The organism is Lysinibacillus sp. JNUCC 51 (assembly GCF_015999525.1).
Lineage (GTDB): Bacteria > Bacillota > Bacilli > Bacillales_A > Planococcaceae > Lysinibacillus > Lysinibacillus xylanilyticus.
In genome coordinates, this window is sequence record NZ_CP065545.1 from 4,646,510 (window position 1) to 4,659,881 (window position 13,372).

13 protein-coding genes and 1 riboswitch are annotated in these 13,372 nt (G+C 35.9%); of the genes, 8 read left to right on the forward strand and 5 right to left on the reverse strand.

What is annotated here, in order from left to right:
* Positions 1–68: 68 nt before the first annotated feature.
* A complete protein-coding gene (locus tag JNUCC51_RS22415; RefSeq protein ID WP_337989832.1) occupies positions 69–440 on the reverse strand; it encodes a hypothetical protein in 372 nt (123 codons plus the stop codon).
* 174 nt (positions 441–614) lie between these two features.
* On the opposite strand from JNUCC51_RS22415, the gene dacB reads away from it, so the two are divergent.
* The 4 genes from dacB to JNUCC51_RS22435 all read left to right on the forward strand — a co-directional run bounded on the left by dacB (position 615) and on the right by JNUCC51_RS22435 (position 5,903).
* Positions 615–2,036 (forward strand): D-alanyl-D-alanine carboxypeptidase/D-alanyl-D-alanine endopeptidase, encoded by a 1,422-nt coding sequence (gene dacB, locus JNUCC51_RS22420; RefSeq protein ID WP_337989833.1) that lies wholly within the window; start codon positions 615–617, stop codon positions 2,034–2,036.
* A gap of 317 nt (positions 2,037–2,353) precedes the next feature.
* Positions 2,354–3,922, forward strand: coding sequence for an IS1182 family transposase (locus JNUCC51_RS22425; RefSeq protein WP_337988393.1), 1,569 nt, complete (start codon positions 2,354–2,356; stop codon positions 3,920–3,922).
* Positions 3,923–4,143: 221 nt separating this feature from the next.
* Positions 4,144–4,644, forward strand: coding sequence for a sigma-70 family RNA polymerase sigma factor (locus tag JNUCC51_RS22430; RefSeq protein WP_134024374.1), 501 nt, complete (start codon positions 4,144–4,146; stop codon positions 4,642–4,644).
* The gene (locus JNUCC51_RS22435; RefSeq protein ID WP_337989834.1) at positions 4,641–5,903 is read left to right on the forward strand and encodes a DUF4179 domain-containing protein; all 1,263 of its coding nucleotides are present in this window, start codon (positions 4,641–4,643) and stop codon (positions 5,901–5,903) included. The genes JNUCC51_RS22430 and JNUCC51_RS22435 overlap by 4 nt, the downstream gene beginning before the upstream one ends.
* A gap of 300 nt (positions 5,904–6,203) precedes the next feature.
* On the opposite strand, the gene JNUCC51_RS22440 is transcribed toward JNUCC51_RS22435, so the two are convergent.
* From JNUCC51_RS22440 to JNUCC51_RS22450, 3 genes are all read right to left on the reverse strand, one after another.
* The gene (locus JNUCC51_RS22440) at positions 6,204–7,439 is read right to left on the reverse strand and encodes an IS110 family RNA-guided transposase (protein WP_337988372.1); all 1,236 of its coding nucleotides are present in this window, start codon (positions 7,437–7,439) and stop codon (positions 6,204–6,206) included.
* Between the two features lie 323 nt (positions 7,440–7,762).
* Positions 7,763–8,074 carry a M23 family metallopeptidase gene (locus JNUCC51_RS22445; protein WP_337992280.1) on the reverse strand — a complete coding sequence of 104 codons (312 nt, stop codon included), beginning with the start codon at positions 8,072–8,074 and terminating at the stop codon, positions 7,763–7,765.
* 18 nt (positions 8,075–8,092) lie between these two features.
* Entirely contained in the window at positions 8,093–8,470 is a 378-nt protein-coding gene (locus JNUCC51_RS22450; RefSeq protein ID WP_337989835.1) for a hypothetical protein, read from the reverse strand.
* A 563-nt stretch (positions 8,471–9,033) separates the two neighbouring features.
* Between JNUCC51_RS22450 and JNUCC51_RS22455 the strand changes: the two genes are divergently transcribed.
* From JNUCC51_RS22455 to lepB, 3 genes are all read left to right on the forward strand, one after another.
* Complete coding sequence (locus JNUCC51_RS22455; protein WP_337989836.1) at positions 9,034–9,966, forward strand: LCP family glycopolymer transferase; 933 nt, start codon at positions 9,034–9,036, stop codon at positions 9,964–9,966.
* A 335-nt stretch (positions 9,967–10,301) separates the two neighbouring features.
* Positions 10,302–10,430, forward strand: coding sequence for a hypothetical protein (locus tag JNUCC51_RS22460; protein ID WP_337989837.1), 129 nt, complete (start codon positions 10,302–10,304; stop codon positions 10,428–10,430).
* Between the two features lie 408 nt (positions 10,431–10,838).
* Positions 10,839–11,396: a signal peptidase I gene (lepB, locus tag JNUCC51_RS22465; RefSeq protein WP_134024382.1), complete on the forward strand. Its 558-nt coding sequence runs from the start codon at positions 10,839–10,841 to the stop codon at positions 11,394–11,396.
* 59 nt (positions 11,397–11,455) lie between these two features.
* On the opposite strand, the gene JNUCC51_RS22470 is transcribed toward lepB, so the two are convergent.
* Positions 11,456–11,653: a hypothetical protein gene (locus JNUCC51_RS22470; protein ID WP_337989838.1), complete on the reverse strand. Its 198-nt coding sequence runs from the start codon at positions 11,651–11,653 to the stop codon at positions 11,456–11,458.
* A 225-nt stretch (positions 11,654–11,878) separates the two neighbouring features.
* A riboswitch (purine riboswitch) is annotated at positions 11,879–11,978 on the forward strand.
* A gap of 64 nt (positions 11,979–12,042) precedes the next feature.
* On the opposite strand from JNUCC51_RS22470, the gene JNUCC51_RS22475 reads away from it, so the two are divergent.
* Positions 12,043–13,233 carry an MFS transporter gene (locus JNUCC51_RS22475; RefSeq protein WP_337989839.1) on the forward strand — a complete coding sequence of 397 codons (1,191 nt, stop codon included), beginning with the start codon at positions 12,043–12,045 and terminating at the stop codon, positions 13,231–13,233.
* The last annotated feature ends 139 nt before the right edge of the window (positions 13,234–13,372 follow it).

The following is a 13,372-nucleotide window of genomic DNA, read 5'->3' on the forward strand; positions in this document are numbered from 1 at the left end:
ATTTGAATGGTTACAGGGAGAATAGTATAAATGAAGCCCCACTTTTCGAAAAAAGTGGGGCTTTCTATTTAAGATCTTACATTTTTAAAGACATTGACGAAAAAGAACAGCACTGAAATTGCTACCGCTATACCGCCACCAGATACAAAGAGCTCAAATAACCAGTGTGGTACATCTATATGAACCATCATCATACCGACCAAGAGGAACGGTAATCCGAGATTGTAGAACCAAAATTGTGCTTTGGCCAGTCCTGTCTCGGCTGCATCTTTATATATTGAATAAATTAAACCGATTAAACCAGTTGTCAGCCAACCTACTACACCGATGTGTGCGTGTGTCGCCGTCCATTCGAGTTGAATTGTATAATGCATAAACAGTCCAAAAGCCAAAACAATCACTAAATATAAGACTGAAATCTTTATCCATTTAGCACCCATTTATAAACAACTCCTTTCCCGAAATGATTTAGCTAGCTATTACAGTTTATTCTTGTCGAATAAAAAAGATGACTACTATTCTTTGTAAAATAAAAAAGTGTTTTGTTGTAAAATGACAATTTTTTCCGTAGAATAAAAGAAAGAAAAGTGGAAATTTTCCGAATTGGAGGGGCTATGAAAAAGTTTATAATGATTTTAATGGTCTGTTACTTGACCACCATCTTTGTTGAGAAGGCAGGTGCTAGTGAGCAAACTATGACAACAAAAGTGAATAGCATTATTGATAAAAATTGGAAGGACAATGAGTACAGCATTACCGTACGAGATACAAAAACAGGAAATGTACTTTACAATAATAATGGTGAAAAAATGATACGCCCTGCTTCTACCCATAAGCTTTTAGTTAGTGCCGCTGCATTGGATTTATTAGGAGCTGATTATCGCTTTGCTACGAAGACATTCATCGATGGACCGATCGAAGATGGTGTACTTCAAGGTAATATTTATTTACAGGGTGGAGGAGATCCAACACTTTTACCTAGTCATTTAGAATCGTTTGCTAAAAGATTGAAAAAAATGGGTATCAAAAAAATTACGGGTTCCTTAATCGGGGATGATACTTGGTTTGATACAGATCGTTTACCAAAGGGGATTGTACCTCAAGAAGAGGCTGAGCCTTATGCTTCACGTATTTCAGCGTTAACGATTTCTCCAAATGATCAATATGATATTGCAACTGTGCAAGTGAAAGTGACCGGCACAAAGGTTGGCACTACGGCTAATGTTCAGCTTGTTCCGTTTGCAAGTACTATTCCAGTTGACAATAAAACAAAAATTGTTAACAAGGGTGAGAAAAGCACTGTAAAAATTACAAGAGAATATGGTACAGATCGAATCATTGTAACTGGTAACTTACCAGCAAGTTCACAGAAAAATACATATGTAACTGTTTTTAATCCAACTCAGTATACTCTCGATGTATTTCGTGAAAAATTAGTAGCCAAAGGTATCCAATCAATGCCTTTTGAGACTGGTAAGGTACCTGAAAATGCACAGCGAGTAAGTATTTCGTATTCAAAGCTATTAACTGATATTAACTTCAAATATTTAAAGTTAAGCATTAATGGTATGGGAGACATGTTGACAAAACAACTAGGGCGTGAGCTCCTTGGGGAAGGAAGCTGGTCAGCTGGCATCCAAGTAATTCGAACATACGGTAATGAAATTGGGCTTGATATGGATCAGTGGTACTTTGAAGATGGTTCAGGTTTAAGTCATCAAAATCGAGTTAATAGTATGCAAGAAAGTCTATTATTATATAAAATTCAAAGTAAATCCTGGTATAACTCATATTTAGACGCATTACCCCATGCAGGAAGAAAAGGTAGCCTTGTTGGTGCTACTTTAGAAAATCGTATGAAGGGCTATAGTGTATCTGCTAAAACTGGCTATATTTCTGGAACATATTCTTTAAGTGGTTATGTAAAAGGAAAAAGTGGTAAATGGTATATCTTTAGTATTTTGACACAGGCCAATAAAACTTCAGCTATCCCAACTATTGATGAGATTGTCAAACAGATTGCCAATGAAATGTAAGCTTTATGCTAGTATGAGCATGTGCATAGACGCTAGTTCGCTTTTGTGATGATGAATCTCATCACGGAGTTGCAGAATGTACAATTTCAATAGAGCGGAAACATTTTAAATAAATACATGCCATGGTCAACAGCTATTCAATCGACCTGTGGAAAATAAGTAGAGGCTGGGACAAAACCCACCTCTTAACTAAAAAGCCGGTGAAATTTTACGATTAGTAAAATTTCACCGGCTTTAAATTTTTTTCATAAAAAATAAGGACCACTTCTGATAAAATTAAGTCACCATAACAAAATTATACAGAAAGAAGGATCCTTATGTTTAAAGATTATAACATGAATCAATTAGTTTTGCCTTTAGATTTTGAAGTGAAGTTACAAAAGAATGATATCGCCTTCCATGTCCACCATTTAGTCGAAAGTATCCCGCCCGAAGCGTTTGAACCATTCCTTCGAAATGAGGGCTGTCCTGCCTACCATCCACGCATGATGCTTAAAATTATCTTATGTGCCTACACGCAATCTGTCTTCTCAGGGCGCAAAATTGAAGCGCTTTTAAAAGATAGTCTTCGGATGATGTGGTTAGCTCAAGGGCATGAACCAACCTACCGCACAATCAACCGATTCCGTGTCCAACCAGAGGTAAAAGAGTTGATTCGTCAATGCTTCGTTCAATTCCGCTGCCAGCTGGTACAGGGAGAATTAATTGACCAGGAAGCTATTTTTATTGATGGAACAAAGATTGAAGCGAATGCGAACAAATTTACATTCGTGTGGAAAAAGTCGGTTGAGAAATTTCATAACGGACTAATTGAAAAGTCAAACCAGCTATACGATGAGCTGCTTGAAAAAGAAATCATGCCAGAAATTGAACGGGAAAGTGAAAAGGAATTAGCATTGGAAGACCTCGCTCAAATGGTCGAAAAAGTTGATGAAGTGATTTCTGAATATGATCGAAAAATTGAAGAGTCATCGGATGTAGCAGAGCGAAAGGCTTTAAGAACGGAACGGAAATTCCCAAAGCAGGCTCGCAAACAATTGATCGACTATATTGAACGCAAACTAAAATATCAAAGAGACTTCGAAATCTTTGACGAACGAAATAGTTATTCGAAAACAGACCCGGATGCAACATTTATGCGTATGAAAGATGACTATATGAAAAATGGTCAATTGAAGGCAGGTTATAACATACAAGTGGCAACAGAAGGTCAGTATGCGCTTGCCTACAGCATTTTTCCGAATCCAACGGATACACGTACATTAATCCCATTTTTAGATGAAATCGAACAACATTATTTTAAGTTACCAAAACACATCGTCGCAGATGCTGGATATGGCAGTGAACAAAATTATGATGATATCCTTTCGAACCGTAAGCGAGAAGCCTTAATCACGTATAACATGTATGTAAAAGAACAGAAGAAAAAGCATAAGCAAAACGAATTCAATACAGAGAACTGGGATTATGATAAAGAACATGATCGATACACTTGCCCAAACCAACAACAGCTTGTATTTAAATATCGTTCCACGAAAACGGATAAGTATGATTTCACGCGTGAATTTAAGATATACGAATGTGAGGACTGTTCCGGATGCCCCCTACGTTCGTTATGTACGAAAGCAAAAGGGGGAAATAATCGTAAGTTAATCGTGAATGAGAAGTGGGAGCAACAAAAAGAATATGTAAGAGTAAAGCTTTCAGAAGAAAAAACGAGTACCATTTATCGTCAACGCAAAATTGACGTGGAACCAGTTTTTGGATTCTTGAAGGCTAATTTGCGTTTCACTCGATTTTCTGTGAGAGGAAAATCGAAGGTTGAAAACGAGATGGGCCTCGCATTAATGGCCGTGAATTTAAGAAAATTCACAGCCATTAGCTAATAGCTATATGGAGACAACATAAAAAATAGAGAAATCCGAATTTGAATGAATTCAAATTCGGATTTCTCACTAATGAAGCTAGTTATGTCCCAGCCTCTATTCGTCGTGTATATCCAGAAGTACTTATTTTTTATGTCGGGATGAGGGATTCATACATAATTTTAAATTTTTTGAACGAAATGAAGCATCGCTGAGTCTAATTAGGGAAGGAGGCGAAAAGGATGGAATTGGAAATCGTAAAGCGTGCTGTTCGTGGGGATCATCAAGCGATTCTTTCACTTATTGAAATGGATGAAGATATTTTATATCGTATGGCTTTTACATATCTGAAAAATGAGCAAGACGCTTTAGACGTGATGCAGGACCTGGTTTACAAGGCACTGAAAAAAATGCATACCGTTAAACAGCACGAATATGCCAGAACATGGCTCGTGCGCGTCTTAATCAATTGTTGTAAAGACCATTTACGAAAACGCCAACCAACCGTTTCAATTGAGGAACATCACCTAGTTGAGTGGGTCATCTACTCTGATATGGAGCGGTTATTGGAACATTTATCCTTGTCAGAGCAGCAACTCGTTTATATGAAATATTTTCAGCAACTAAAAAACAAAGAAATTGCCGAGCTAAATCAAATTCCGGAGGGTACTGTAAAGTCTAAGCTTCATCACATTCTAAAGAAGCTAAGAAACTTCGCTGGAGAAAAGGAGGACTGGCTATGAGTAAACAACAGATTGACGTTCCAAAGGAGAAACTTCAACAAGTTCGAATGGATATGTTTCGTAAAGTTCAGCGAGAAAAAAGAACAAAGAAGCGCATTGTTCCAGTTGCGATAGCCTTTTTGCTTTGCTTTAGCCTATTATTTTCAATTCGTGTTTCTCCTACGATTGCTAGCTATGTTGCAAAAATTCCCGGCTTTCAACAAATTGTATTAGCGGTTGTAAGAGATAAAGGGATAAAAGATATTGTGGACAATGGATACTATGAAGAAATCAATACGACGCAGTCTAAAAACGGTCTATCACTTACATTGCAAGGCGTGATTGCAGATAATTCGGGATTAGTACTTTACTATGACGCCGATGCAACATTTGATATGTCGAAATTACACTTGGAGGAAGTTAAATTGTTCCAAGGGGATAAAGAAATTGAAGGTGGAGCTTCATTTACAAGCAATCAATCAAGTCAAACGCGCTTCTCTTCTTCAGTAGATTATAGTTTTTCAGAGCCTTTCGCTTATACTTCAAAGGATTTTAAAGTGGTTTTTCGTTTCTATGAAAAAGATAAGGGGAACATTGAAATTACGATACCGTTTTCACTACAAAATGAAATCGCAAAGGAAAAAATTATTACTGCGAATCGTACTGTAGACGTCAGTGGTCAGAAATTTACGATTACACAAATTCGCCGTTCTCCATTAAGAATGGCAATCGATATAGAATTAGACGAAGCGAATACAATGCAAATTTTAGCACTTGATGATATTGCGGTCGAGACAGAAGAAGGGGAGCGAAGAGAAGAGGTCGTTAAAAATGCCATGTATATAAGCCGAAATATTCGCGACGGCAACTTCACACTAAATTTACAAAGTAACTATTTCCATGATTCAGATTCACTCAAAATATTAATTGGAGCTGTTCATGCCGTTCCAAAGGGCGAGGATTTTATCGAAGTTGATTTTGGTACAAAAAAAGTACTAACGAAGCCTGAATATTTGGATTGGGATATTTCTGTAACGCAGCAAGGTGTATCCGTTGCTGCAAAGAAATGGGATGATAGAGTGCGACATTCGTTTCTAAATAATGCTGTAAAAGCAGATGGCGCACCGTTAGAATTTACAGGTGGCTCTTACTCAGATGATGAGCAGTATCTTTATGCGACGGAGAACTTTGAAAATTATGATGGCAAAGCAAAAATATATTTAAACTATTACTTTAATCCTATTGGAAAAAATATTGAATTGGATATTCCATTGAAATAAAGTAATTAATACATCAGTATCCTGTATACAATATGCAACATGCAACATTATAGCTATTTTTTAAGCTGAACTAATTTTTGTATTAGTTCAGCTTTAATTTTTGATTAAAGATATAACTTAGAATGCTTTAAAAATAAAAGTATTGTATAACCCGTTATTTAACTAAACCAGCTAATAGTTTGTCAATAATTTTCTGTTAAAAGTTTAATAGGCACATGCTATACTAAAAAAGTGCATGACAAATAACCGTCCTAAAGTTTGTATTTGGAAGGTTTTGTTTGATTTAGTTGTACCTACTTATCAAGCTAAATCTTGGTACGTAGTTTTGTTTTTTAATAAGGCAAAAATCCAATGTAAGAGTTTATTAACACAAGCTATTATCGCTACTTTAAAAGGTTTTCCTTCTTCACGTTTTTTATCATAAAATTCACGTATTTTCTTGTTTCGAGGAATGATTGTATCGTCTGTTTTAGTTTTTCTGCAATCCCGTATTGCACAACGAACAGCCATAAACAATGCATGACGAAGTCTACTTGAACCTCGTTTTGTAATTCGATTCTTGGTCGCTGAAAATTTACCTGATTCGAAAACACTTGGGTCAACTCCAGCGAAAGCCACAAGCTTTTTAGGATTATTAAATCGATCTATTTCACCAATCTCAGAAATAATCGTTGCAGCGATCTTTTCACCGATACCTGGGATAGATTTGATAATACTATATTCTTCAATTTCTTTAGCGAGGGCATCTATTTCTGACTCTAACTTTGATAGATGCTCTTTGTATTGAAGAAGGATCTTTATATACATATCAAGACTTAAAATATGACTCTGGTAAACTGTTTTTTCAAAAGGATTACGAGCTGCAGCTGCTTTAAGTTGTAAAGCTTTTTCATTTGCCCATCTAATGGACCTACTCTTACATAATTCATATATTTTGTCTGTAATGGATTCTTCACTTGCTTTCAAAATATCTTCTGAAGAAGGGAACTCTGAAAGAGTTAATAGTGAAACATTAGAATATAAATCTCCGAAAACCCCTTTATATTCAGGAAATACCTGTTCAAGGACTGCCTGAAATTGCAACTTAGTTTGAATCATTACGCCAGTTATATTTTCATGTTGTCTTGTAAGGTTACGAAGATTTAATAACTGAACGCCACGCTTTTTATATGGCTCTAATTCCTCTTTATAGAACAATTCACAAAGAAGATAGGCATCAATGGCATCCGTTTTTACTTTTCTCAAACTCGATCCTCTTGCCTTATATGAAATTAACGGATTAATAATAATCAATAAATATCCTCGTTCTTCTAAATGATGTATGACAGGAGCACCATAGTGTCCTGTGGCTTCTAAAATGATTGTAGGCTTCATACCAGCCTCGTTTTTTACATCCTCTAAAAATATTACAAGGTCATTAAGACCTTCTAAAGTATGAGTCACCTTAAAACTTTTACGATATGGTTTGCCTTTATCTAAGAATGCTTGAACCTGGCTTTTTCCTTTTGAAATATCCAGACCAACGACTGGATTCATTATTAATCTCCTCCTAGAATCATAGTTTGCCAGTTACCCCTAATCCTCCATGCAGTGTCATAGCTTCGCTTGTTATACGAGATCTAAGTCCCAACCAGCCTCAATCATGTTTCTGCAAGTAGGGGGCGAACGGTTTAGTTGACGGGGTCAAGCCCCACGAGCAGTTACGTTCTACCCTGGCTACTGCTATAATAAAACCAAATAAAAAATGATCAACCAGAAATATCTGGCTGACCTTATAATACGAACGATGCAGGATAGCTCAATAATGGGCTAGAAAAATTGTTGATTTGCCGTAAGGGGAAACTTTATGCAGTTTTATTTTATCCCCATTCATTAGATTTCTGAAATCTTATTCTTTCCTTATTTGTTGGAATCCCATTATTGACTTTTTCCCATATGCCATTATTAAATAATTCGTATTGTTCAAAAGCAAGAGGCAATCCGTTTGCAATAGCTATGTCACTACTATCCATTAGTTGAAAATGCAAATGCGGAGCAAAGGAGTTACCTGAATGACCAACTCTACCAATAATTTCACCTTTTTTTACACACTGACCAACTGAAACCTGAATTGACCCTGTTTGAAGATGGACTAATCCAGCGTATACATTGTCGCCACATACTATAATGATGTAGTTGCCAGCAACTGATTATATGTCGTCTTTTTTCGGGTCAAAATAATGAGCATTTTTATAAGCGTTAGACATATCTGAAAGCAATTTTGTTCGTGTTCGTTCCTTATAACCATCCTCTGCTTGGACAATGATCCCGTCGCAAGGAGCATATACTTCTTGCCCCCAACAGTAATATTCATCTAGGGGAACCCCAAAAAGTAGATATTGTGCCAAACTAATGCGATAGGCGGGCCAGCCCTTTCTTTCCCAATCCACTTGTATAAAGTCATAAGCATATCTTGATCCTAATTGGTTTGTACCGTGACTCGGAATTTTTGTCCCTGGAGTATTAGGAGAGTACCATTCTCCTTTCAAAGGAAACTCTACAATTATCGGCTCACGTACATCAATCATCTCAGATTCCTCCTCCGTCGATTCTTTCAATTTTAACTTTTTCTAGTTTATTGTAAATTATTTAACCATTTATTAAATCAGTTGAAATGAAAGTAAAATAAAAAAACGTACACCACTAAAATTGCATTTAGTAATGTACATTTTTATAAGTACAACATTTTAAACAAGTTATGATGTAATAAACTATCATGTACATTTACTTGTCTTTAATATTACAGAGTAGAACGACTTTTTATGAAGAAAAAATATGGCGCATCATCATTAAAATAGGCTCAAGGTACTGTAAAGCTTGAGCCTTTTGCCTTTGTAGCGAAAGCTAAACACAGCTACAAAAGTTTCCCACCTCGTATAGAGGAATCACAGTAGGCTCTTTGTCATAAAGTTAGCTAACACTAAATAAAGGAAGGGATTTACAAATAAAGGAATGGAATATCGTGCATTTAGTAAATACTAGTCTACGTCTTTTTTTCGTCCAATATGCATATAATTAGACTATATTAACTTTTTTCCAACTTAAAACGTCAAAAAGAGGGATAAATTTTTTTGCAAGAGAGGACTTATGTATGGAAAAAAATACGAAACGCTCTAAGGAAAAAAAGAGCAAGAAGAAAATTTGGCTATGGATAATAGGTAGTTTATTAACAATTTTTTTAATTTTTATAGGTACTGCTTATTATACAATCCAAAAAACGATGAATAAAATAAATACACCATTAGTTGAAGCGACAGGTGATGAAAATGAAGTACAAAAAATAGTGACAAAGAAAGACCCATTTTCTGTGTTAATGCTTGGGGTGGATGAACGTAAAAATGATAGTGGGCGTTCAGATACGATGATTGTCGTTACGGTGAATCCTGAAAAACACACGATGAAGATGCTCAGTATACCTCGAGATACACGTACAGAAATTATTGGCCATAATTCCGTCGATAAAATCAACCATGCTTATGCATATGGAGGCGTCCCGATGGCGGTCAACACGGTAGAGCATTTTTTAGATATACCAATTGATTATTATGTGTTTGTTAATATGGAAGGCTTCCTGCAAATTATCGACACGATTGGTGGGGTAACGATTGATAATGACATGGATTTAACCTATAACACATACCATTATCCAAAGGGTGAGATCACTTTAGACGGTGATAATGCATTAATTTTTTCACGTATTCGTTATGAGGATCCACGCGGTGATTTTGGTCGTCAAATTCGCCAACGACAAATTATTGAAGCGGTTTTGAAAAAGGCCTCGACGCCATCTATATTGTTAAAGGCTACAGATATGCTTGATGTAGTAGGAGAAAATGTTCGTATGAATTTTACGATGAAGGACTTAATCCAACTGCAAAGTATTTATAAACAAATGGATGGTAATATTGATCAGTTGTCGTTTAAAGAGGGAGATGGCAAAAGGATTAATAATATATGGTATTTTATCCCTGAAGAGACAGAGCTAGAGAAAATCAAATCGGATTTAAAAGCCCATTTGCAATAAATGCTTAGGAGTGACAACTTGAATATTATGGCTGTAAATCTATTGACAATGAAAGGAGGGAGATCAATGAATGGGAGGACCCAGGTGCTTAGGTATACAGCTGTAAACAATTGCATGCAAAGCTATGTACCTAAGCGTAAGGTTCAACAAAGTCGAGTCAGTTCAGCTATGCGACATTTACAACTATTGTGTTTGAAAATTTTCATGTAAAAACTAAAAAAATCATTCAGGTAGGGTGCATGCCTAGTTGAATGGTTTTTTTATTTCTGTAGATATTTGAAATTTCAGAATACAAGTGTATAATTTTATTAGAAATGGTCGAGGGAGTGATTGTGTTGATTATAGGCACAATTTTATTAGTAGTTGCATTACGTACAGGTATTGGTTTAGCGCTCGACTTAATTAATAGCAGCATCACTCTACTACGCAAAGTAACCATTCATACTCGAAAAACAAAAGAATAAAATGCATCTAGGCAAAGCTAAGGCTTTGTCTATTTTTGTGGCCCATTACCCAAAATTAGGGATGTCATTTGTTGAAACGTATGAACGGATTTTGGATTGACCCGAATAGTTTCCTTTGGACCTGAGCATATCTTTGGTTGACCCGATCAGTTCGCTTGGGTCTGAGCAGATCTAGGGCTAACCCGATCAGATTTCGCTTGGACCTGAGCAGATCTAGGGCTGAACTGTCACAGATGAGACCCTGGAGCTCAAGAGAAATTGATCATCCAAGCTTCTAGTTGGAACGGAATCAACCTCACGTTATGGTGAGGAGTCATTTTTGTGAATTTGGAACAATTTATGTGATTAATTCGTCAATATACTGTAGAAAATGTTATACTATAAAAAAAACAGTATCGGGGAATGAGCATGCAACAAGAGAAAACAAGTTTCAAAAAAGAAATACTATCTTATCTTAAAATTATTGTAATTACAGCTATAGTTGTTTTAGGCTGTAAGCAATTTTTATTTGCACCGATTAAAGTGCAAGGGGCTTCTATGTACCCAACTTATCATGATAAAGATATTATTATTGTAAGTAAAATGAGTAAAATTGAACGCTTTGATCAAATTGTTTTTCAATCACCAACAGAAGATGAACTATATATTAAACGCGTGATTGGCCTACCAGGTGATACAGTTGAAATGAAAGACGATGTTTTGTATGTAAATGGTAAAGCTTATAAAGAAGATTATGTGAATCGTCAAACAGATGATCCGAATCAATTACGTATTACAGAAAATTTCAATTTAGAGCAATTATTAAATGAAAAAAAGGTTCCTGAGGGTAAGTATTTTGTACTGGGGGACAACCGTTTAAGAAGTTCTGATAGCCGTCATTATGGCTTAATTTCTAAAGATGCCATCTATGGTGAAGCTAAATTAACAGTATATCCGTTTAATCGTTTCCATATCGGTCCAAAATAAAATAAATTGACTGTTAGTGAAAAAAAGAGTTGCCTCTTTTTTTCACTTTTTTAGTTGGCTTATAATGGTTTACAAACTTTATAAGTGGGGTAATAGACACAAACTGTTGAATTTTCAACTGTTTCTTTTATGGGGATTTGCTGTTTGCTGAGACTAGGAGTAATGATTGCTTGTTTATCGATTGAGAGCTCTTCTACTACTGGTTCTACACCATAAAACAACAATAAAAAATAGCATACTAAACCTAATATACGCAAACAATCACCTCGCAATGTTCTGTTATATTAGTATGTATGGTCAAACTTAAAAAAATATAAGTAAAATCTAAAAATTTCTCTCTTTTAAAATGTTTTTTTATTAGGAAAACGTTTGCAATTCAATGATTGAAAGTGCTAGAGTGAACCAATTTTATAGATGATAAGGAAGAGAGAGATGAGAATAATAAAAAATTGTTGTCATGCAAAATTCAATATGCTAATATAGCTAACGTGAATATTTGAATATGTATAACCTCAATGATATGGATTGAGGGTCTCTACCAGGAACCATAAAATCCTGACTACAAAAATTTTGCTTCATTTTTGTAGTCAGGATTTTTTTTATATCTCCCTACAAAAATGAAAGCGTAAACAGAAGGGTGATTACTATGAATTGGAGAGTATATATTCTTGCCGTTACTACCTTTGCCGTAGGATTGGTGGAATTAATTGTAGGTGGTATATTACCTACAATTGCAGAGGATTTAAATGTGTCCTTAGCAACAGCGGGACAATTAATTACAATATTTGCACTAGTCTATGCAATATCTGCGCCTGTCCTTTTATCGTTAACTGCAAAAGTGGAAAGGAAGCGCCTTTATCTTATTTCTTTATTTATTTTTACTTTAGGTAATGTTATGACGTTTTTTAGTACAACATTCTTGATTGTCATGATTGCTAGAATTTTCACAGCAATGAGTACAGCATTGGTCATCGTCTTATCTTTAACAATTACAACAAAAATTGTTGAACCAAGGCATCGTGCAAAAGCTTTAGGACTTGTTTTCATAGGTGTAAGTTCTGCACTTGTTATCGGTGTGCCAATGGGAATATTTGTGTCAGAAGCATTTGGATGGCGAGCTGTGTTTTTAGGAATAGCGCTTCTTTCAACTGTATCTATGATTCTTATTGCGTTACTGCTTGAAAAAATGCCAGTTGGGGAAGTTGTCCCATTAAAGGCTCAAATTAAATCACTAGCCAATTTAAAAATCCTTAGTGCACAATTAACAACACTATTTATGCTTGCTGGTCATTATATGCTTTACGCATATTTAACACCATTTTTAGTAGAAGCATTTGATATGAGTGCTTCTTGGATTAGTATCTGTTATCTAATATTCGGAATAGCGTCTGTTAGTGGGAATGCTCTAGGTGGTTGGCTAAGTGACAAAATTGGTACTGGTAAAGCCATTCTAATTGTTGTCTCTACATTTGCCGTTGTATTATTTAGTATTCCTTACACAATTATTGCTTTACCACTCTTTTTAGTCGTAACAGTTTTATGGGGTGCACTTAGCTGGGCACTTACACCGCCATTACAAAATTATTTAATACAAGCGGATCCAAAAACTTCTGATATTCAACAAAGCTTAAATACAGCTGCATTACAAATCGGTATCTCTATTGGGTCAGCTGTTGGTGGAGCTATGTTTGCTTTTACAGGATCGGCTACGCATTTAGCTAGCTTCGGTGCCATTTTAGTTTTATGTGCTCTTGGCTGTGCTATTTTCTCTTTAAAAAGAGCGCCAGTTTCACATGAGGCTGAGCTAGGGCTGAAATCGGCTCACAACAATTTATAGTTTAGAGTGGCTCATCGGACGCCCCCTGGAAGCTCTGCTCTGCGCGTCAGCGGCAAAGCGCCCAGTCGGAACGGAAATCAACCACATGTTATTGTCTTGAACTTTCAGAGTGGATTTTTGGATGGAATATCCAGAAAAT